The organism is Streptomyces sp. NPDC051567, from assembly GCF_044454165.1.
Classification (GTDB): domain Bacteria; phylum Actinomycetota; class Actinomycetes; order Streptomycetales; family Streptomycetaceae; genus Streptomyces.
The window spans coordinates 136,068-156,099 of sequence record NZ_JBITDK010000009.1; the positions used below are offsets into that span (position 1 = coordinate 136,068).

General features: G+C 73.4%; 18 protein-coding genes. 4 read left to right on the top strand and 14 right to left on the bottom strand.

Translation table 11 applies throughout. The features are described 5' to 3' along the window. Window positions 1-235: 235 nt before the first annotated feature. The 3 genes from ACIA5F_RS13360 to ACIA5F_RS13370 form a co-directional block, all read right to left on the bottom strand. Window positions 236-1,696 carry a glutamate synthase subunit beta gene (locus ACIA5F_RS13360; RefSeq protein ID WP_399352185.1) on the bottom strand — a complete coding sequence of 487 codons (1,461 nt, stop codon included), beginning with the start codon at window positions 1,694-1,696 and terminating at the stop codon, window positions 236-238. Further along, window positions 1,689-6,266 (bottom strand): glutamate synthase large subunit, encoded by a 4,578-nt coding sequence (gene gltB / locus ACIA5F_RS13365; RefSeq protein WP_399352369.1) that lies wholly within the window; start codon window positions 6,264-6,266, stop codon window positions 1,689-1,691. The genes ACIA5F_RS13360 and gltB overlap by 8 nt, the downstream gene beginning before the upstream one ends. Window positions 6,267-6,641: 375 nt before the next feature. Further along, window positions 6,642-7,373: a VIT1/CCC1 transporter family protein gene (locus ACIA5F_RS13370; RefSeq protein WP_399352187.1), complete on the bottom strand. Its 732-nt coding sequence runs from the start codon at window positions 7,371-7,373 to the stop codon at window positions 6,642-6,644. Window positions 7,374-7,961: 588 nt separating this feature from the next. On the opposite strand from ACIA5F_RS13370, the gene rbsK reads away from it, so the two are divergent. Genes rbsK through ACIA5F_RS13385 form a run of 3 tightly spaced genes read left to right on the top strand, consistent with a single transcriptional unit; the run spans window position 7,962 to window position 9,915 of the window. Continuing rightward, complete coding sequence (rbsK, locus tag ACIA5F_RS13375) at window positions 7,962-8,975, top strand: ribokinase (protein WP_399352189.1); 1,014 nt, start codon at window positions 7,962-7,964, stop codon at window positions 8,973-8,975. Then, window positions 8,972-9,103: a hypothetical protein gene (locus ACIA5F_RS13380; protein WP_399352191.1), complete on the top strand. Its 132-nt coding sequence runs from the start codon at window positions 8,972-8,974 to the stop codon at window positions 9,101-9,103. The genes rbsK and ACIA5F_RS13380 overlap by 4 nt, the downstream gene beginning before the upstream one ends. After that, a complete protein-coding gene (locus ACIA5F_RS13385; protein WP_399352193.1) occupies window positions 9,100-9,915 on the top strand; it encodes an HpcH/HpaI aldolase/citrate lyase family protein in 816 nt (271 codons plus the stop codon). Before ACIA5F_RS13380 ends, ACIA5F_RS13385 begins: the two co-directional genes overlap by 4 nt. 122 nt (window positions 9,916-10,037) lie before the next feature. Here the strand turns inward: ACIA5F_RS13385 and lgt are convergent, their stop codons facing one another. From lgt to hisI, 11 genes are all read right to left on the bottom strand, one after another. Next, window positions 10,038-11,108 (bottom strand): prolipoprotein diacylglyceryl transferase, encoded by a 1,071-nt coding sequence (gene lgt, locus ACIA5F_RS13390; RefSeq protein WP_399352195.1) that lies wholly within the window; start codon window positions 11,106-11,108, stop codon window positions 10,038-10,040. A gap of 88 nt (window positions 11,109-11,196) precedes the next feature. Further along, on the bottom strand, window positions 11,197-12,138 hold the full coding sequence (locus ACIA5F_RS13395) for a thioredoxin domain-containing protein (protein ID WP_399352197.1): 942 nt from the start codon (window positions 12,136-12,138) through the stop codon (window positions 11,197-11,199). A gap of 108 nt (window positions 12,139-12,246) precedes the next feature. Continuing rightward, entirely contained in the window at window positions 12,247-13,068 is an 822-nt protein-coding gene (gene trpA, locus ACIA5F_RS13400) for a tryptophan synthase subunit alpha (RefSeq protein WP_399352199.1), read from the bottom strand. Next, the gene (gene trpB, locus ACIA5F_RS13405; RefSeq protein ID WP_399352201.1) at window positions 13,065-14,309 is read right to left on the bottom strand and encodes a tryptophan synthase subunit beta; all 1,245 of its coding nucleotides are present in this window, start codon (window positions 14,307-14,309) and stop codon (window positions 13,065-13,067) included. The genes trpA and trpB overlap by 4 nt, the downstream gene beginning before the upstream one ends. Before the next feature lie 193 nt (window positions 14,310-14,502). Beyond that, window positions 14,503-14,715 (bottom strand): tryptophan biosynthesis modulator TrpM, encoded by a 213-nt coding sequence (gene trpM, locus ACIA5F_RS13410; protein WP_399352203.1) that lies wholly within the window; start codon window positions 14,713-14,715, stop codon window positions 14,503-14,505. Window positions 14,716-14,723: 8 nt separating this feature from the next. Continuing rightward, a complete protein-coding gene (gene trpC / locus ACIA5F_RS13415) occupies window positions 14,724-15,533 on the bottom strand; it encodes an indole-3-glycerol phosphate synthase TrpC (RefSeq protein ID WP_399352205.1) in 810 nt (269 codons plus the stop codon). Between the two features lie 179 nt (window positions 15,534-15,712). Continuing rightward, complete coding sequence (locus ACIA5F_RS13420) at window positions 15,713-16,210, bottom strand: DUF2752 domain-containing protein (RefSeq protein ID WP_399352207.1); 498 nt, start codon at window positions 16,208-16,210, stop codon at window positions 15,713-15,715. A 91-nt stretch (window positions 16,211-16,301) separates the two neighbouring features. Then, window positions 16,302-16,553 (bottom strand): HGxxPAAW family protein, encoded by a 252-nt coding sequence (locus ACIA5F_RS13425; RefSeq protein ID WP_399352209.1) that lies wholly within the window; start codon window positions 16,551-16,553, stop codon window positions 16,302-16,304. Between the two features lie 130 nt (window positions 16,554-16,683). Further along, on the bottom strand, window positions 16,684-17,349 hold the full coding sequence (locus ACIA5F_RS13430) for a TIGR02234 family membrane protein (RefSeq protein ID WP_399352211.1): 666 nt from the start codon (window positions 17,347-17,349) through the stop codon (window positions 16,684-16,686). A 14-nt stretch (window positions 17,350-17,363) separates the two neighbouring features. Next, the gene (locus tag ACIA5F_RS13435) at window positions 17,364-18,869 is read right to left on the bottom strand and encodes an anthranilate synthase component I (protein WP_399352213.1); all 1,506 of its coding nucleotides are present in this window, start codon (window positions 18,867-18,869) and stop codon (window positions 17,364-17,366) included. Continuing rightward, the gene (gene hisI / locus ACIA5F_RS13440; RefSeq protein ID WP_399352215.1) at window positions 18,859-19,266 is read right to left on the bottom strand and encodes a phosphoribosyl-AMP cyclohydrolase; all 408 of its coding nucleotides are present in this window, start codon (window positions 19,264-19,266) and stop codon (window positions 18,859-18,861) included. The genes ACIA5F_RS13435 and hisI overlap by 11 nt, the downstream gene beginning before the upstream one ends. 92 nt (window positions 19,267-19,358) lie before the next feature. On the opposite strand from hisI, the gene ACIA5F_RS13445 reads away from it, so the two are divergent. Further along, window positions 19,359-19,991 carry a TIGR03085 family metal-binding protein gene (locus ACIA5F_RS13445; RefSeq protein ID WP_399352217.1) on the top strand — a complete coding sequence of 211 codons (633 nt, stop codon included), beginning with the start codon at window positions 19,359-19,361 and terminating at the stop codon, window positions 19,989-19,991. The last annotated feature ends 41 nt before the right edge of the window (window positions 19,992-20,032 follow it).

Below are 20,032 nucleotides of genomic sequence, written 5' to 3' on the forward strand. Positions count from 1 at the left end.
CACGGCCGCGCCGCGCACCCGGGCCCCGGCACAGCGCCCGCCCCGGCCCTGAGCCCGGACGCCACAGCGCCCGCCATCCCTGGTCGGAGACGTGGCGGGCGCTGTGTCGGGGTTCCGTACTCCGTTGTACGGGCCGTCTTGGGGCCCCCGAGGGGGCGGTGCCGTCCGGGAGGTCAGGCCGCCGGGGGGCGGCCGGGCCGGCGGAAGGTGATCGTACCCGCAGTCAGCCCGATGATCACACCATCAGGGAGCGGTCCGTCGGCTTGACCGGGTACGGGAGGGCGCTGGTGCCGGTCAGGAAGCGGTCCACGCCGCGGGCGGCCGAGCGGCCCTCCGCGATGGCCCAGACGATGAGCGACTGGCCGCGGCCCGCGTCGCCCGCGACGAAGACGCCGGCCACGTTGGTCGTGTACGCGGCGTCGCGCTCGATGTTGCCGCGCGCGTCCAGGGCCAGGCCGAACTGCTTGACCAGGCCGTTCTCCTGGTCGGTGCCGGTGAAGCCCATCGCGAGGGTGACGAGCTGGGCCGGCAGGACCCGCTCGGTGCCCGCCTTCTGGACGAGCTTGCCGTCCTCGAAGGCGACCTCGACCAGGTGCAGGGACTGGACGTTGCCGTCCTCGTCGCCTTCGAAGTGGGTGGTGGAGACGGAGTAGATCCGCTCGCCGCCCTCCTCGTGGGCCGAGGTGACCTTGTACAGCATGGGGAAGGTCGGCCACGGCTGGCCGGTCGGCCGGTCCTCGGAGGGGCGCGGCATGATCTCCAGCTGGGTGACCGAGGCGGCGCCCTGGCGGTGGGCGGTACCCACGCAGTCGGCGCCGGTGTCGCCGCCGCCGATGACGACGACGTGCTTGCCCTCGGCGGTGATCGGCGGGGCGACGTAGTCGCCCTCCTGGACCTTGTTGGCGAGCGGCAGGTACTCCATGGCGAAGTGGATGCCGTTCAGCTCGCGGCCCGGCACGGACAGGTCGCGGGAGACGGTGGCGCCGGCCGCGATGACGACGGCGTCGTAGCGCTTGCGCAGCTGGACGGCGTCCAGGTCGCGGCCGATCTCCACGCCCGTGCGGAACTTGGTGCCCTCCGCGCGCATCTGCTCGATGCGGCGGTTGATGTGGACCTTCTCCATCTTGAACTCGGGGATGCCGTAGCGCAGCAGGCCGCCGATGCGGTCGGCGCGCTCGTAGACGGCGACGGTGTGGCCGGCCCGGGTCAGCTGCTGGGCGGCGGCCAGACCGGCCGGGCCGGAGCCGATGACGGCGACGGTCTTGCCGGAGAGGCGCTCGGGCGGCTGCGGGGTGACGCCGCCGTTGTCCCACGCCTTGTCGATGATCGAGACTTCGACGTTCTTGATGGTGACGGCGGGCTGGTTGATGCCGAGCACGCACGCGGACTCGCAGGGGGCGGGGCAGAGCCGCCCGGTGAACTCCGGGAAGTTGTTCGTCGCGTGCAGCCGCTCCGAGGCGGCCGTCCAGTCCTCGCGGTAGGCGAAGTCGTTCCACTCGGGGATCAGGTTCCCGAGCGGACAGCCGCTGTGGCAGAACGGGATGCCGCAGTCCATGCAGCGGCCGGCCTGCTCGCTGACGATCGGGAGGAGCGAGCCCGGGACGTAGACCTCGTTCCAGTCCTTGAGCCGTTCGGCGACGGGGCGGGTGCGGGCGGTCTTGCGCGGGGTGGTGAGGAAGCCCTTCGGGTCAGCCATGGGTCGCCGCCTCCATCATCTTCTCGGTGGTCTCGGACTCCGAGAGTCCGGCCCGCTCGGCGGCGTCCTTGGCGGCGAGCACTGCCTTGTACGTGGTCGGGATGATCTTGCTGAAGCGGTCCACGGTGGCGGGCCAGTCGGCCAGGAGCCTGGTGGCCACGGTCGAGCCGGTCTCCTCCTCGTGGCGGCGCACCACATCGTGCAGCCACTGGGCGTCCGTGTCGGACAGGGCCTCGACGGCCTCCGCGTTGCCGGAGTTGACGTTGTTGCGGTCGAGGTCGACGACGTACGCGACGCCGCCCGACATGCCGGCCGCGAAGTTGCGGCCCGTCTCGCCCAGGACGACGGCCTGACCGCCGGTCATGTACTCGCAGCCGTGGTCGCCCACGCCCTCCGAGACGACCAGGGCGCCGGAGTTGCGGACGCAGAAGCGTTCGCCGGTCCGGCCGCGCAGGAACATCTCGCCGCCGGTGGCGCCGTAGCCGATGGTGTTGCCGGCGATGGTGGAGTACTCGGCGAGGTGGTCGGCGCCGCGGTCGGGGCGGACGACGATCCGGCCGCCGGAGAGGCCCTTGCCGACGTAGTCGTTGGCGTCGCCCTCCAGGCGCAGGGTCACCCCGCGCGGCAGGAAGGCGCCGAAGGACTGGCCGGCCGAGCCCGTGAAGGTCAGGTCGACGGTGTCGGCGGGCAGACCCGCGCCGCCGAACTTCTTGGTGACCTCGTGACCGAGCATGGTGCCGACGGTCCGGTTGATGTTGCGGATCGCGACCTGGGCGCGGACGGGCTGGGCGCTCTCGGCGGAGTCGGCGTTCAGCGCGTCGGCGGCGAGCTTGATCAGCTCGTTGTCGAGCGCCTTGGCCAGGCCGTGGTCCTGCTCGACGACGGCGTGGCGGACCGCGCCCTCGGGCAGCGCGGGCACGTGGAAGAGGGGCGCCAGGTCGAGGCCCTGGGCCTTCCAGTGCGTGACGGCCTCGGCGGTGTCCAGCAGCTCGGCGTGGCCGACGGCCTCTTCGACGGTGCGGAAGCCCAGTTCGGCGAGGAGTTCGCGGACCTCCTCGGCGATGAACTCGAAGAAGTTGACGACGAACTCGGGCTTGCCGGAGAACCGGTCCCGCAGGACCGGGTTCTGGGTGGCGATGCCGACGGGGCAGGTGTCCAGGTGGCAGACGCGCATCATGACGCAGCCGGAGACGACGAGCGGCGCGGTCGCGAAACCGAACTCCTCGGCGCCGAGGAGCGCGGCGATGACGACGTCGCGGCCGGTCTTGAGCTGGCCGTCCGTCTGGACCACGATGCGGTCGCGGAGCCCGTTGAGCAGCAGGGTCTGCTGGGTCTCGGCGAGGCCGAGTTCCCAGGGGCCGCCCGCGTGCTTGAGGGAGGTGAGCGGGGAGGCGCCCGTTCCGCCGTCGTGGCCGGAGATGAGGACGACGTCCGCGTGGGCCTTGGAGACGCCTGCGGCGACGGTGCCGACGCCGACCTCGGAGACCAGCTTGACGTGGATGCGCGCGGCCGGGTTGGCGTTCTTGAGGTCGTGGATCAGCTGAGCCAGGTCCTCGATGGAGTAGATGTCGTGGTGCGGCGGCGGGGAGATCAGGCCGACGCCCGGGGTGGAGTGCCGGGTCCTGGCGACCCACGGGTAGACCTTGTGGCCGGGCAGCTGGCCGCCCTCGCCGGGCTTGGCGCCCTGCGCCATCTTGATCTGGATGTCGTCCGCGTTGACCAGGTACTCGCTGGTGACGCCGAAGCGGCCGGAGGCGACCTGCTTGATGCTGGAGCGGCGCTCGGGGTCGTAGAGGCGGTCCGGGTCCTCGCCGCCCTCGCCGGTGTTGGACTTGGCGCCGATCCGGTTCATGGCGATGGCGAGGGTCTCGTGGGCCTCGCGCGAGATGGAGCCGTAGGACATGGCGCCGGTGGAGAAGCGCTTGACGATCTCGGAGACCGGCTCGACCTCGTCGAGGGAGAGCGCGGGGCGCTCCCCTGACTTGAAGCCGAAGAGGCCGCGGAGCGTCATCAGGCGTTCGGACTGCTCGTTCACCCGGTCGGTGTACTGCTTGAAGATGTCGTACCGGCGGTTGCGGGTGGCGTGCTGGAGGCGGAAGACCGTCTCGGGGTCGAAGAGGTGGGGCTCGCCCTCGCGGCGCCACTGGTACTCGCCGCCGATCTCCAGGGCGCGGTGCGTGGCCGCGATGCCGGAGGCGGGGTACGCCTTGGCGTGGCGGGCGGCGACCTCCTGGGCGACGACGTCCAGGCCGGCGCCGCCGATCTTGGTGGCGGTGCCGTGGAAGTAGGTGCCGACGAAGTCGTCGCTGAGGCCGACGGCCTCGAAGACCTGGGCGCCGCGGTAGGAGGCGACGGTGGAGATGCCCATCTTGGACATGACCTTCAGGACGCCCTTGCCGAGCGCGTAGATCAGGTTCTTGATGGCCTGCTCGGGCTCCAGGCCGGAGAGGAAGGTCCCGGCGCGCAGCAGGTCCTCGACGGACTCCATGGCGAGGTACGGGTTGACCGCGGCGGCGCCGTAGCCGATGAGCAGGGCGACGTGGTGGACCTCGCGGACGTCACCGGCCTCGACGAGCAGGCCCACCTGGGTGCGCTGCTTGGTGGCGATGAGGTGGTGGTGGACGGCGGAGGTGAGCAGCAGCGAGGGGATCGGGGCGTGCTCGGCGTCCGAGTGGCGGTCGGACAGCACTATCAGCCGGGCGCCGTTCTCGATGGCGGCGTCGGCCTCGGCGCGGATCTCCTCGATGCGTGCGGCCAGGGCCGCGCCGCCGCCGGAGACCCGGTAGAGGCCCGAGAGGGTGGCGGCCTTCATCCCGGGCATGTCGCCGTCGGCGTTGACGTGTATCAGCTTGGCGAGCTCGTCGTTGTCGATCACCGGGAAGGGCAGGGTGACGCTGCGGCAGGACGCGGCCGTCGGGTCCAGCAGGTTGCCCTGCGGGCCGAGCGAGGAGAGCAGCGAGGTGACGAGTTCCTCGCGGATGGCGTCCAGCGGCGGGTTGGTGACCTGCGCGAAGAGCTGGGTGAAGTAGTCGAAGAGGAGCCGGGGGCGCTCGGAGAGGGCCGCGATCGGGGAGTCCGTGCCCATGGAGCCGAGCGGCTCGCCGGCGGTACGGGCCATCGGGGCGAGGATGACGCGCAGCTCTTCCTCGGTGTAGCCGAAGGTCTGCTGGCGGCGGGTGACCGAGGCGTGGGTGTGGACGATGTGCTCCCGCTCGGGGAGGTCCTCCAGCTCCATCTCGCCGGTGGCCAGCCATTCGGCGTAGGGCGCCGCGCCGGCCAGGTCGGCCTTGATCTCGTCGTCCTCGATGATCCGCTTCTGTGCGGTGTCGACGAGGAACATCTTGCCGGGCTGGAGGCGGCCCTTGCGGACGACCTTGGCCGGGTCGATGTCGAGGACGCCGACCTCGGAGCCGAGGACGACGAGGCCGTCGTCGGTGACCCAGTAGCGGCCGGGGCGCAGGCCGTTGCGGTCGAGGACCGCGCCGACCTGGGTGCCGTCGGTGAAGGTCACGCAGGCGGGGCCGTCCCAGGGCTCCATCTGGGTGGAGTGGTACTTGTAGAACGCGCGGCGGGCCGGGTCCATCGAGGTGTGGTTCTCCCACGCCTCCGGGATCATCATCAGCACGCTGTGCGGGAGCGACCGGCCGCCGAGGTGGAGCAGTTCGAGGACCTCGTCGAAGGAGGCCGAGTCGGAGGCGTCCGGGGTGCAGATCGGGAAGATGCGCTCCAGCGCACCTTCTCCGCCGCGCCCGTCGTCGGCGGAGCCGAACAGCTCGGTGGCGAGCTGGGACTCGCGGGCCCGCATCCAGTTGCGGTTGCCCTTGACCGTGTTGATCTCGCCGTTGTGCGCGACGAAGCGGTACGGGTGGGCGAGCGGCCAGGAGGGGAAGGTGTTGGTCGAGAACCGCGAGTGGACCAGGGCGATGGCCGAGGCGAAGCGGCGGTCGGAGAGGTCCGGGAAGAAGGGTTCCAGCTGGCCGGTGGTCAGCATGCCCTTGTAGACGATGGTGCGGGCGGAGAGCGAGGGGAAGTAGACCCCGGCCTCGCGCTCGGCGCGCTTGCGCAGCACGAACGCCGAGCGGTCCAGCTCGATGCCGCGCGCGGGGGCGCCGGAGCGGCCCCGGCCCGAGACGAAGAGCTGCGCGAAGGCCGGCATGGTGGCGCGGGCGCCGTTGCCGAGCAGCTCGGGGGTGACCGGGACCTCGCGCCAGCCGAGAACCGTCAGGTTCTCCTCGGCGGCGATGGCCTCGATCCGCGCGACGGCCTGTGTCCGGTCGTCGGCGGGCAGGAAGGCGATGCCGACGGCGTACGCGCCGGCCTCGGGAAGCTCAAAACCGGCCACCTCGCGCAGGAAGGCGTCGGGGACCTGGGAGAGGATTCCGGCACCGTCGCCCGAGTCGGGCTCGGAGCCGGTCGCGCCGCGGTGCTCAAGGTTCCGCAGTACGGTCAGCGCCTGCTCGACCAGCGTGTGGCCGGCCTCGCCGGTGAGGTTGGCCACGAAGCCGACGCCGCAGGCGTCGTGCTCGTTGCGCGGGTCGTACATGCCCTGCTGGGCGGGGCGACCGTCCATGGGCGACCAGGCGGTGGCGCTGGGGCCGGTCGCGGAGTGCGTGGACGCGGAACGCATCGGCTCTCCCGTCGTCGTCGTGGCAAAGGTGCATAGCCGAGGGACGACGTTGGCCCTCTGCGAAATTTCGTGCAGATTACATGATGACGACAATCCCGAGAAGTGGATACGTCATTCCAGCATGCGGACACTGCGTGAAGCGGGGAGAGGGACCTTCGCGGGGTTTCGCAGCACATCAAGGGGGCGGAGGTCCCGGTACGGGGCGGGCGCCATTGCCCGGAACACCCTGACCTGATGCCCGGCCGTCACAGGGGTGAAACCGCAGGGTAATCGAGTACTTATGTGGTGTTCCGCATAGTGTCCCACTCTTTCGCGCGGTCAGCCTACGACGCCACCGATCCAGGTCCCCAGGATGTACGTCACACCGGCCGCCGCGCCACCCAGGGCGAGCTGGCGCAGGCCGCTGTACCACCAGGAGCGGGCGGTGATCCGGGCGACGAGCGCGCCGCAGGCGAAGAGCCCGGCGAGCGCGAGCAGCACCGCGGGCCACAGCGAGGTGGCGCCCAGCAGGTACGGGAGCAGGGGGAGCAGTGCGCCCAGCGCGAAGGAGGCGAAGGAGGAGACGGCCGCGACCAGCGGCGAGGGCAGGTCGTCGGGGTCGATCCCGAGCTCCTCGCGGGCGTGGATCTCCAGTGCCTGTTCGGGGTCGCGGGAGAGCTGCATGGCGACCTCGCGGGCGAGCGGGGGCTCGACGCCGCGCGAGACGTACAGCTCGGCCAGCTCCTCCATCTCGTCGACGGGATGCTTGCGCAACTGCTGGCGCTCTATGTCAAGTTCGGCGAGGACGAGCTCGCGCTGCGAGGCGACGGAGGTGTACTCGCCGGCCGCCATCGAGAAGGCTCCGGCCGCGAGACCCGCCAGTCCGGTGACGACGATCACGTGCGGGGCGACCGCGCCGCCCGCCACGCCCGTCATCAGGGCCAGGTTGGAGACGAGCCCGTCCATGGCGCCGAAGACGGCCGGGCGCAGCCATCCGCCGTTGACGTCACGGTGGGTGTGGTTGTCACGGTGGGCGGTGTGCAGCGGCGCTTCGGTGTCGATGATGGACATGCGGCGTATCTCCCCTTTTGCTCAGGCGGACGTCATGAGGTGTTCCGCTCCCCCGGAACACCTCGAAAGTACGCACGATTTTCGCCGCCCGCCAGCAAGGCAGGCCGTACTTACCTGCGGTTTCGTGCTCCGGAGACCGGACGACGAGGGCGTCCGCACCGCACTCCACCACGGGCGATAAAACGCCCTCGAAATGGGCAAATAACCCAGCCGTCGACGCGAGTCCGTCAGAAGTCCGACCCGGGTCCGTCAAGTGGGCGCGCCTACCGGGAGGCGGTCACTGCCCGGCCTGCCGCCCACCTGACGGACCCGGGCGCCGCACACCCGCTCACCGAGCTGACGCAGAACCCGCCCCGGGTACCGCGCCGGGGTCCGGGACCCTACCGTTGCGGCGGGGCCCCGGTACCGGAAGGGGCCGTGCGCGCGGTGCGCCGCCGCCTCCGCCGGGCCGCCCCCGCCGCCCCGGAGACCTCCCGCGACCACACGGCCGTCCCTCACAGGAGCGACTCCGCCGCCCGCGCCCCCGGCTGCGGGGGCACGGTTTTCGGTACGCTCCCCCACCTCAGCGCACCAGGAGGCAACAGACTCATGACGGCCATCGCCGTGCTCGGCAGTACCAACATGGACCTCGTCGCCTACGTCTCCCGGGCCCCCCGGCTCGGCGAGACCGTCACCGGCCGCGCCTTCCGCACCGTCCCCGGCGGCAAGGGCGCCAACCAGGCGGTGGCCGCGGCCCGTTGCGGCGCGGAGGTGGTGATGATCGGCGCGGTCGGGAGCGACGGGTTCGGCGTACGGCTGCGCTCCGCGCTCACCGCCGCCGGGGTCTCGGTGGCGGCCCTGCGCACCGTGGCGGGCCCGAGCGGCACCGCCCACATCACCGTGGACGACGAGGGCGGCAACAGCATCATCGTCGTCCCCGGGGCCAACGCCCTGGTCACCGGCCTGGAACCGGGCGACGACAGCCGTATCGGCGCCGCCGGTTCCCTCCTGCTCCAGCTCGAACTCCCGCTGCGGGCCGTACTCGTCGGCGCGCGCGCCGCCCGCGCCCACGGCGTCCGCACGATCCTCACCCCGGCCCCCGTCCAGCCGCTGCCCCCCGAACTCCTCGCCCTCACCGACCTGCTGGTCCCCAACGAGCACGAGGCCGCCGCCCTCACCGGGCTCACCGATCCGCGCCGGGCCGCCGAGGCCCTGCTCCACGACGTGCCCGAGGTGGTGATCACCCTCGGCGCGGCCGGGGTGCTCCACGCCGCCCGGGGCCGGGAGCCCCTCACCGTGCCCGCGCCCCGGGTCCGGGCCGTGGACACCACGGCGGCCGGGGACACCTTCGTCGGAGCCCTCGCCGTCGCCCTCGGGGAGGGCGTGCCCATGGAGGCGGCCCTGCGCTGGGCCTCGTCGGCGGCGGCCCTCTCCGTCCAGCGGCCGGGCGCCCAGGACTCGATGCCGTCCCGCGCCGAGACCGACGCCTTCCGCACGGCCTCGGAGCACCCCGGCCCGGCACCCGCGGCAGCGCCCGTGACCGCGCCCGTGTCGGCATACGTGTCCGCGTCCGCGTCCGCGGCGCGAGCAGAACCAGAGGACGGGACCGGAACCGCATCATGAGCGACACCCCCTGCGACATCCCCCGCACCACCCCGCCGTCCCCGGCCCGGACCGACACGCCGCTGACCGACACGCCGCTGATCGCCGCGCCGCTGATCTCCACGCCCGTCCCCGGGGAGGGCCGGTGATCCTGACCTGGCTGTACGCGCCCGGCGACCGCCCGGAGGTGGTGGCCAAGGCCCTCGCCAGCGGGGCGGACGCCGTCATCGTGGACCTGGAGGACGCCGTCTCCTTCTCCCGCAAGGAGTACGCCCGCGCCGCCACCGCCGAACGGCTCTCCGAGCACACCCCGGTACCCGTCCATGTCCGCGTCAACGCCCTGGACTCCCCCTGGGGCGGCGCCGACCTGAACGCCCTGGCCGGGCTGCACGGACTGGCCGGGCTGCGGCTGTCCAAGGTCAGCGCCCCGGAGCAGATCGCCGTGGCCGCCGACCGCTCCGGCGGGGCCCGCCTGCACGCCCTGCTGGAATCGGCGCTGGCCGTGGAGCGCGCGTACAAGATCGCCCGCTCGCACCCCGCCCTGCACGGGCTCTCCCTCGGCGAGGGGGACCTCCGGGCCGATCTGGGCATCAGCTCGGAGGAGGGCCTGGACTGGTGCCGCTCCCGGGTGATCGTGGCGGCGCGGGCCGCCGGACTGGCGCCCCCCGCGCAGTCGGTCTTCCCCGACATCCGCGACCTGGAGGCGCTGGCCGTCTCCTGTGCCCGGGGCCGGTCCCTCGGCTTCCTGGGCCGGGCGGCGATCCACCCGCGCCAGCTCCCGGTGATCGAGCGGGCCTACCTGCCCGCGCCGCAGGAGGTGACGGCCGCCGAGGAGATCCTCACGGCGGTCCGGGCCGCCCCGGGCGCGCTCGCCCTGCCCGACGGCCGCTTCGTGGACCCGGCGGTCGTCGCCGAGGCCCACCGCACCCTGGCCCTGTCCCACCGCGCCCAGCCCGCGTAGCCCGGGGCCTCAGGCACCCGCCCCGGCCCGGCCCTGCCCCGTACGGCCGGGCCGCGCCTGTGGCCCGGCATGCCGCAGGGGGCGCCGCGCACCTGCGCGACGCCCCCTGCGGTGCCTTCCGGTCAGCTCTTCCCGGCCTCCGTGGCCTCGCCCTCGCCGGGCTCCGCCTTGCGCAGCCCGGTCTTGACGCCGCCCGGCGCCGGGGACCCCGCACCGGCATCGGCACCCGTCCCCGCCGTGGCCTCGCCACCGGCGCCCGCACCGGCCTTGGCCCCGGCGGCCGTCACGGTGTCCTTCGGTGCGTCCTTCGGCACGTCCTTCGACGCCGCGTCCGCACCACCGGAGGTGGGCGTGGGCGTGGAGGTGGGAGTGGGTGCGGACGTGGACGGCTCCACGTTCTCCTCGCGGCCCGGCCGCAGCTTCGCCGACAGCACCAGGTAGACCACGGCCAGGACGAAGACCACGATCGAGGTCCACACGTTCAGCCGCAGGCCCAGGATGTGGTGGGCCTCGTCGACCCGCATGTACTCGATCCAGCTCCGGCCCACGCAGTACGAGGCGACGTACAGCGCGAACGCCCGCCCGTGGCCCAGCTTGAAGCGGCGGTCGGCCCAGATCACCAGCAGGGCGACACCGACGCACCACAGCGACTCGTAGAGGAAGGTCGGGTGGTAGGTGCCGGCGACCCGGTTGGGGCCCTCGCTGATCTTCACCGCCCACGGCAGGTCGGTGGCCCGGCCGTACAGCTCCTGGTTGAACCAGTTGCCCCACCGCCCGATGGCCTGGGCCAGCGCGATCCCGGGGGCCAGGGCGTCCGCCCAGGCCGGCAGCGGGATGCCGCGCAGCCGGCAGCCGATCCAGGCGCCCACCGCGCCCAGCGCGATCGCGCCCCAGATGCCGAGGCCGCCCTCCCAGATCTTGAAGGCGTCGACCCAGTTGCGGCCCTCGCCGAAGTAGAGCTGGTAGTCGGTGATCACGTGGTAGAGGCGACCGCCGACCAGGCCGAACGGCACCGCCCACACGGCGATGTCCGCGACCGTGCCCGGCTTTCCGCCGCGCGCGATCCAGCGTTTGTTGCCGAGCCAGACAGCGACGAAGACGCCGATGATGATGCAGAACGCGTAGCCGCGCAGCGGGACCGGTCCGAGATGGATCACGCCGGTCGACGGGCTGGGGATGTAAGCAATGTCCATGGCAGGCATGACGCTACCCTGCCGGGCGGTACCGACCGCAACCCGCCCGGCAAGCCGAAACCAAATCCTCACACGGCGCGGGGGCCGCTCACTCCCCGGCGGCCCCTCCCGGAACGGCCTTCGACCCGGCCCGTGACGAGGAGGCCGAGGCCGAGGGAACGGAGGAGGCGGAAGCGGAGGCGGACGAGGAGGGCTTGCCCTGCCCCTTGGGCACCCCGGCCACGCTGCCGCTGCCGGAGCTGCCCTTGGCCGCCGCCTCCACCTGGTTCTTCAGTTTCTGCGGCGTCAGCGGATTGGCCTGGTCGGAGAAGATGTCCTTGCCGTCCAGCTGCACCGTGGGGGTGCCCCGGAACTTCCCGTCACGGAAGGCGTCCTGCGACTTCCCCACCCAGCTGTTGTGCGTGCCGTTCTCGACGCAGCTGCGGAACTCCGGGGTGTCCAGCCCCGGCACCTTGCCCGCGAGCTCCAGCAGCCGGGCGTTCTTGCCGTAGGCGTCGTTCGTCTCCGGCGGCTGGTTCTGGAAGAGCACGTCGTGGTAGGCGGAGAACTTCCCGGCGTCCTGCGCGCAGGCCGCCGCGTTGGCGCTCTTCAGCGAGCCGCTGCCGCCCATGTTCCCGTCGATCAGGGTCACCAGGTGGTAGTCGGCCTTGAGGAGTCCTCTGGCCTCCAGGTCGTGGACGACGACCCGGTAGCTGTCCTCGAACGCCTTGCAGGCCGGGCAGCGGAAGTCCTCCCACACCGTCAGGGTGGACACGGCCCCGTCCTGGCCCGTGCGGAGGGCGAGCGCGTCCTTGCCGGTGGCGCCGGAGGGGGCGACCACCGGTCCCTTCGCGGAGCCGCCGCTCTTGCCGGTGTTGGCCGCGATCAGGCCGACGACGGCCGCCAGGCCGAGTACGCCGACCACCGCCGCCGACACCACGAGGGTCCGGCGGCGCTTGTCCCGGGTCTTCTCCCGCTCGCGCTCCGCTTGGAGTCGCTCCCGGGCCGATCGTTTCGCTTCGCGGTTCGCACCGTCGTTCTTCTCGCTCACGCTCCGCCAAACGAAGCGGGGAGGCACTCGCGTGCCTCCCCGCTCCCACTTCCACCCGAACGAGTGACGACAACCCTGCCGGGGCCCGCTTCGGCGTCAGCTCCCGCGTCAGCTCCTGCGTACGCCTTCGGCGAGCTCGCCCGCCAGCGCCCGGACGGCGGCCAGCCCGGCGGGCAGGTCCTCGGCGTCCAGCAGCAGCTTCACGAAGGCCGAGCCGACGATCACCCCGTCGGCGAAGGCGGCGACCTCCCGGGCCTGGGCCGGGTTGGAGACGCCGAGGCCGACACAGACCGGGAGGTCCGTGGTGGCGCGGGTGCGCCGGACCAGGTCCTGGGCCTGGGTGCCGACCGATTCGCGGGTGCCGGTGACCCCCATGAGGGAGGCGGCGTAGACGAAGCCGGAGCCGGCCGCCGTGATGGTGGCCAGCCGCTCGTCCTTGCTGCTGGGGGCCACGACGAAGACGGTCGCCAGAGCGTGCTTCGCCGCGTGCTCGCGCCACAGCGCGGACTCCTGCACCGGCAGGTCGGGCAGGATGCAGCCCGCGCCGCCCGCCTCGGCCAGCTCGGCGGTGAACCGCTCGACGCCGTAGCGGTCGACGGGGTTCCAGTACGTCATGACCAGCACCGGCGCCCCGGTCGCCGCGTGTGCCTCGCGGACGGTGCGCAGCACGTCGGCGATCCTGACGCCGCCGCGCAGGGCGATGTCGTCGGCGGTCTGGATGATCGCGCCGTCCAGGACCGGGTCGCTGTGCGGGAGGCCGACCTCGACCACGTCGGCGCCGCCCGCGATGACGGCCTTGACCGCCTCGATGGCCCCGTCCACGGTCGGGAACCCGGCCGGGAGGTAGGCGACGAGGGCGGCGCGGTCCTCGGACTTCGCCTTGGCGAGGGTGTCGCTCAGCAGCTGGATGTTGCCCGTTCCGGTGCTCACTTCGACTCTCCCTCGGTGCCGTCGTACAGCCCGAAGTAACGGGCGGCCGTGTCCATGTCCTTGTCGCCGCGCCCGGAGAGGTTGACCACGATCAGGCCCTCCTCGCCGAGTTCCTTGCCCAGGTCGAGCGCGCCCGCGAGGGCGTGGGCCGACTCGATGGCCGGGATGATGCCCTCCGTGCGGGAGAGCAGGCGCAGGGCCTGCATCGCGGCGTCGTCGGTGACGGCCCGGTACTCGCCGCGGCCGGTGTCCTTGAGGAAGGAGTGCTCCGGGCCGATGCCGGGGTAGTCCAGGCCGGCGGAGATCGAGTACGGCTCGGTGATCTGGCCCTCCTCGTCCTGGAGGACGTAGGAGCGGGAGCCGTGCAGGATGCCGGGCTCGCCCGCGGTGAGGGTGGCGGCGTGCTCGCCGGTCTCGATGCCGTGTCCGGCGGGCTCGAAGCCGACGAGGCGGACCCCGGTGTCGGGGATGAAGGCGTGGAAGAGGCCGATGGCGTTGGAACCGCCGCCGACACAGGCGGCGACGGCGTCGGGCAGCCGTCCGGTCCGCTCCAGGATCTGGCGCCGGGCCTCGACGCCGATGACCCGGTGGAAGTCGCGGACCATGGCCGGGAAGGGGTGCGGTCCGGCGACGGTGCCGAAGAGGTAGTGGGTGCGGTCCACGTTGGCGACCCAGTCGCGGAACGCCTCGTTGATGGCGTCCTTGAGGGTCCGGGAGCCGGACGTCACGGAGACGACCTCGGCGCCGAGCATCCGCATCCGGGCCACGTTCAGGGCCTGGCGCTGCGTGTCGATCTCGCCCATGTAGATGGTGCAGTCGAGGCCGAAGAGGGCACAGGCGGTGGCGGTGGCGACGCCGTGCTGGCCGGCGCCGGTCTCGGCGATGACGCGGGTCTTGCCCATGCGCCGGGTGAGCAGCGCCTGGCCCAGCACGTTGTTGATCTTGTGCGAGCCGGTGTGGTTGAGGTCCTCGCGCTTGAGGAAGATCCGCGCGCCGCCGGCGTGCCCGGCGAAACGGGGCACCTCGGTGAGGGAGCTGGGGCGGCCGGTGTAGTGAACCATCAGGTCGTTCAGCTCGGCCGCGAAGGCCGGGTCGCCCTTGGCCTTCTCGTACTCGACGGCGACCTCGTCCACGGCGGCGACCAGCGCCTCCGGGATGAACTTTCCGCCGAAGTCGCCGAAGTAACCCTCGGCGTCGGGGACGTGACCCTCCGGGTCCGGGAAGAAGAACTCGCTGGACATGTCCAGTGCTCCTACGGGGTGCGAGATGCGGCAGGGTGGTCTTCACCGTGGGGCGCCGCCCGTCCGCGCCGCGCACACCCCGGTGGGGTGTGCGGTGGGCGGGGTACGGGGCGGCCCGCGCCCGGGGCCGGACGGCCCGGGGCGGCGGGCCGTACGCGGAGGGCGCGCGGCGTCAGCCGCGCGGCACTCCTCGTTACGGCGCGCTCGCGCGGCGCCATCGCATGCCGTTGACCTGGCCGGGCTCGGAGCCGATCACGTACCGGACCCGCCGTCCGTGCACCCGCCGGGCCGGGGCGCGGCAGCCGCGGGGGCGACAGCCGCGCGCCAGGGGCGCGTGCGCCGTCGGCACGGCGGCCGGGCCACGACGGCCGGGCCGGGTGCGGACGGGAGGACGGTCGCAGGCCATGGGGAGGGTCAGCTCCGCCCGTGGCGCAGGGCGGGGTGGGCTCCGGCGGCGACGAGGTCGGCGACGGCCGTCCTCGGGTCGCGTCCGGTGACCAGGGACTCCCCGACGAGGACGGCGTCGGCGCCCTCGTTGGCGTAGGCGATCAGGTCGTGCGGGCCGCGGACGCCGGACTCGGCGACCTTGACGATGTGGGCCGGGATCTCCGGGGCGACGCGCTCGAAGGTGGAGCGGTCGACCTTCAGGTCCTTGAGGTTGCGGGCGTTGACGCCGATGATCCGGGCGCCCGCGGCGACCGCGCGCTCGGCCTCCTCCTCGTCGTGGACCTCCACGAGCGGGGTCAGACCGATGGACTCGGCCCGCTCGATGAGGGAGACGAGGGCTTCCTGCTCCAGGGCCGCGACGATCAGCAGCGCGAGGTCGGCGCCGTAGGCGCGGGCCTCCCACAGCTGGTAGGCGGTGACGATGAAGTCCTTGCGCAGGACGGGGATGTCCACCTTGGCGCGGACGGCTTCCAGGTCGGCCAGCGAGCCGCCGAAGCGGCGCTGCTCGGTGAGGACGGAGATGACCGCCGCACCGCCCGCCTCGTAGTCGGCGGCGAGCCCGGCCGGGTCGGCGATCGCGGCGAGCGCGCCCTTGGACGGGCTGGAGCGCTTGACCTCGCAGATCACCCTGACGCCGTCGCCGCGCAGCGCGGCGACGCCGTCCCTGGCCCGGGGCGCCTTGGCGGCACGCTCCTTGAGCTCGTCGAGGCTGACGCGGGACTGCCGTTCGGCAAGGTCTTCGCGGACCCCTTCGATGATCTCGTCGAGCACACTCACGCGAGCGGCCCCCTTCCGGGTCGATGACGGTCGGCCGCCCCGCGGACGTCACCGCTGCGGGGCCGGCACTCAAATGGTATCCGCAGGATGCCCCGGGCCACCCACCCGGTGGACGGCGTCCCGGTGAGTGGACACCCGGACACCGCCCGGACCAGCGCGAACGTGGTGGACGCCGGGGTTCAGGGGGCCAGGGCCGAGCCGAAGGGGAGGTTGCGGACCACCGAGAAGAGCAGGCCCGCCGCGCCCACCGCCCACCAGTGGACGGGCCTGAGGGCGAGGCGGGGCACGGGCCCGCCCCGGAAGGCCCGGACCAGCCACAGGGCCGTGAAGGCGGCGAGGACGAGGTAGGCGGCGACGGCCGGGGCGTTGGCCCCGAGGGCCGTGGGCAGGTCGCCGTGGGCGAAGGCGTGCGCGCTGCGCAGTCCGCCGCAGCCGGGGCAGAGGATGCCGGTCAGCCGCAGCAGCGGGCAGGGCGGGTAGTGGCCGGGCTCGTTGGGGTCCACGGCGCCCACGTACGCGAAGGCCGCCACGGCGGCGGCCAGGGTGAGCACGGGCGCGGCGAGCCGCCGGGCCCGGGAGGGGGGTGCGGGCGGGGCGGCACGTCCGGGGTGCGCGGGTCCGGGGTGCGCGGGCCAGGAGGGGCGGGGGTCGTCCACGCGGTGATTGTCTCCGCTCATGGCCGAAGGCGCGGCCCGACAGGGCCGCGCCTTCGGCGGGTCGCGCGGGCGCGGCCTCGGACCCTCGTGCCGGTCGGGCCCGCCGGGCCCGTCAGATCTTGGCCGGGGTGCGGCGCGCGGCGATGACCTCGGCGAGGTCACGGTGGGACGCCTTCGGCGCGCCCATGCCCGCGGCCCTCATCGCGAGGCCGACGACACCGCCGAGCGCGACGACGACGAGACCGGCCCAGAAACCGAGCGGGTCGGCCAGCACCATGAAGGCGCCGGAGACGCAGAAACCGATGAAGGCGATGATGACACCGGTCCAGGCGGCCGGGGTGTGTCCGTGGCTAGTGCCCGCCATGAGTTGCTCCTCGTTGCTCTGTCGCACGTGCTGTGTCGAACGCTCACCGTCATTGTCCCGCACAGGACGGGGTCCCCGTCCAGGGGGGTCGCGTCAGCGCGCCGGGCCGGGACCGGGCCGGGGCGCCGGATCAGCGGGTCGGGTCCTCGCCCCGGTCCAGTGCCTTCCACAGGTCCTCGGGCCGGTCGGGGCCGACGGTCGCGGGGGCGCTCGCACGGGGGCCGCCGTCCCGCTCGTAGCGTCCGCCCATCGCGGGCCAGCTCCGGCCGAAGCGCAGGGCCAGTATCCCGGCGGCCAGGATCAGGAGGGCTCCGGCGGCGGCGACGTAGGGCCAGGCCGTGTGGGTCAGCCCGGCCACGTGCGCGGCCGTGTCGGCGGTGGTCCGGGCGGCCTCCGCGGCCAGGGCCCGCCGGTCGTCGGCGGCCAGCAGGGCGGCCGCGGCTCCGCCCAGCCCGCTCAGCGCGAGCAGGGCGGAGACCAGCAGCCGGCCCGTGCCGCGGACCGCGAAGACGGCGACCAGCGCGGCCAGGGCCACGATGGCCAGGGCCGCCGGGAGTCCGGTGACGGCCCGCCCGTCCGCGGTCAGCGGCAGCGCGTCGCCCCCGAGGGCGGCGGTGCCCCGGACCCAGGTCCGGCCGGAGGCGAGCAGGACGACGGTGGCGCCGAGCGCGCCGAGCAGCAGGGCGGCGGCGACGCTGCGGCGGCCACGGCCGCCGGTCCCGGGTGCGGGGACCGGTTGGGCGGCGGGCGCGGGGGCATCGGTTCGGGGCGGGGGCACGGCACTCACGTACCCCACTATCCCCTACGCCCTCAGGCGCCGTTCAGGCGGTTCGCCGCTCCCACCGCGCGCAGCACGGCCGCCGCCTTGTTGCGGCACTCGGCGTCCTCCAGCGCGGGCACCGAGTCGGCGACGACCCCGGCTCCGGCCTGCACGTACGCGGTGCCGTCGCGCAGCAGCGCGGTGCGGATGGCGATCGCGGTGTCGGCGTCCCCGGCGAAGTCCAGGTAGCCCACGCAGCCTCCGTAGAGGCCGCGGCGGGAGGGTTCCAGTTCCTCGATGATCTGCATGGCGCGCGGCTTGGGCGCCCCGGAGAGGGTGCCGGCCGGGAAGCAGGCGGTGAGGACGTCGAAGGCGGTACGGCCCCCGGCGACCCGGCCGGTGACGGTGGAGACGATGTGCATGACGTGCGAGTACCGCTCGATGCTCATGAAGTCGACCACCTCGACGGAGCCGGGCTCGCAGACCCGGCCCAGGTCGTTGCGGCCGAGGTCGACGAGCATCAGGTGCTCGGCGCGCTCCTTGGGGTCGGCGAGCAGCTCCTCGGCGAGGTCGTGGTCCTCCTGCGGGGTCGCGCCGCGGTGGCGGGTACCGGCGATGGGGTGGACCATGGCCCGGCCGTCCTCGACCTTGACCAGCGCCTCGGGGCTCGACCCCACCACGTCGAAGCCGTTCTCGAAGCGGAAGAGGTACATGTACGGGGACGGGTTGGTGGCCCGCAGCACCCGGTAGACGTCGAGGGCGGAGGCGTGGCAGGGGGTCTCGAACCGCTGCGAGGGCACCACCTGGAACGCCTCGCCGGCCCGGATGCGCTCCTTGACCTCCTCGACGGCGGCCTGGTAGGTCTCGCCGCCCCAGCGCACGGAGACGGTGCCGTCCTCGAAGCCCGGCGGCTCGGAGGCGGGCAGCGGGGCCGGGGTGTAGGGGGCGGGGCGGGCCAGGTCGGCCTCCATGGCGTCGAGGCGGGCCACGGCGTCCGCGTACGCCTCGTCGACCCCCGAGTCGAGGTCGTTGTGGTTGATCGCGTTGGCGATGAGCTGGACGGTGCCGTCCCAGTGGTCCAGGACCGCCAGGTCGGAGGTGAGGAGCATGGTCAGCTCGGGCAGGTCCAGGTCGTCGGTGGCGTGGTCGCCGATGCGCTCCAGGCGGCGCACGATGTCGTAGCCGAGGTAGCCGACCATGCCGCCGGTGAAGGGCGGCATGGCCGCGCTGAGGTCGCGCGGGGTGTGCAGGGTCTCGACGGTGGCGCGCAGGGCGGCGAGCGGGTCGCCGTCGGTGGGGACGCCGACGGGCGGGGTGCCGATCCAGTGGGCCCGGCCGTCGCGGACGGTCAGGGTGGCGTCGCTGCGGACGCCCACGAAGGAGTAGCGGGACCAGGAGCGGCCGTTCTCGGCGGACTCCAGCAGGAAGGTGCCGGGGCGTTCGGCGGCCAGCTTGCGGTAGAGCCCCACGGGGGTGTCCCCGTCGGCCAGCAGTTTGCGGCTGACGGGGATGACGCGACGGTCGGCCGCGAGCTTGCGGAAGGTCTCAAGATCCATGGCGTGCGACCTTACCCAGTCCGGGCCCGTCAGGGGTGTCGGCGAGGAGGACGTCCTCGTCGAAGCAGGTGCGGGCGCCGGTGTGGCAGGCGGCGCCGGTCTGGTCGACGCGGACCAGCAGGGTGTCGCCGTCGCAGTCGAGGGCGACGGACCTGACGTGCTGGACGTGGCCGGAGGTGTCCCCCTTCACCCAGTACTCCCGGCGGCTGCGGGACCAGTAGGTGCAGCGGCCGGTGGTGAGCGTGCGGTGCAGGGCCTCGTCGTCCATCCAGCCGAGCATGAGCACCTCACCGGTGTCGTACTGCTGGGCGATGGCCGGTACCAGGCCGTCGGCGGAGCGCTTGAGGCGGGCGGCGACGGCGGGGTCGAGGGCGCCGGGGCGGGGGGACGTACTCATACCGCCATTGTGCCGGGCCGGGGCGGGGGCGCGGACTCCCCGTCCGCCTGATGGGCGGGCGCACGGCACCCCGCGGCCGTAGGCTGGGCCGTATGTCTACCCATGCGAAGCGTGAACGCCTGCTGCTGGCGGACCTGTTGGAGGCGGCCGGACCGCACGCCCCGACCCTGTGCGAGGGATGGCTGACGCGGGACCTGGCGGCACACGTCGTCGTCCGTGAACGCCGGCCGGACGCGGCGGCCGGGCTCCTGCTGGGCGCGCTGCGGGCGCGGCTGGACAAGGTGATGGACGAGTACACCGCCAAGCCGTACGAGGAACTGGTCCAGCTGATCCGTACGGGGCCGCCGAAGCTGTCGCCCTACTCGCTGAAGCCGATCGACGAGGCGGCGAACGCGGTGGAGTTCTACGTCCACGCGGAGGACGTCCGCCGGGCGCAGCCGCAGTGGTCGCCGCGCGAGCTGGACCCGGTCTTCGCGGACGCGCTCTGGTCCCGCCTGGAGAGGCTGGCCCGGCTGACGGGCCGCCGCTCCCCGGTCGGCCTGGTGCTGCGCCGCCCGGACGGGCGGACGGCGGTGGCCCACAAGGGCACCCCGGTGGTGACGGTCACGGGCGAGCCGGGCGAACTGACCCTGTTCTGCTTCGGCCGCCAGTCCGCCGCCTCGGTCGAGACCACGGGCACCGAGGAAGCGGTGACCCGTCTGACCACGACACGCCTGGGGATCTAGGGCGTGTTGCGGAAGTGGCGCCTGGCTGGCGGCGGGAGGGG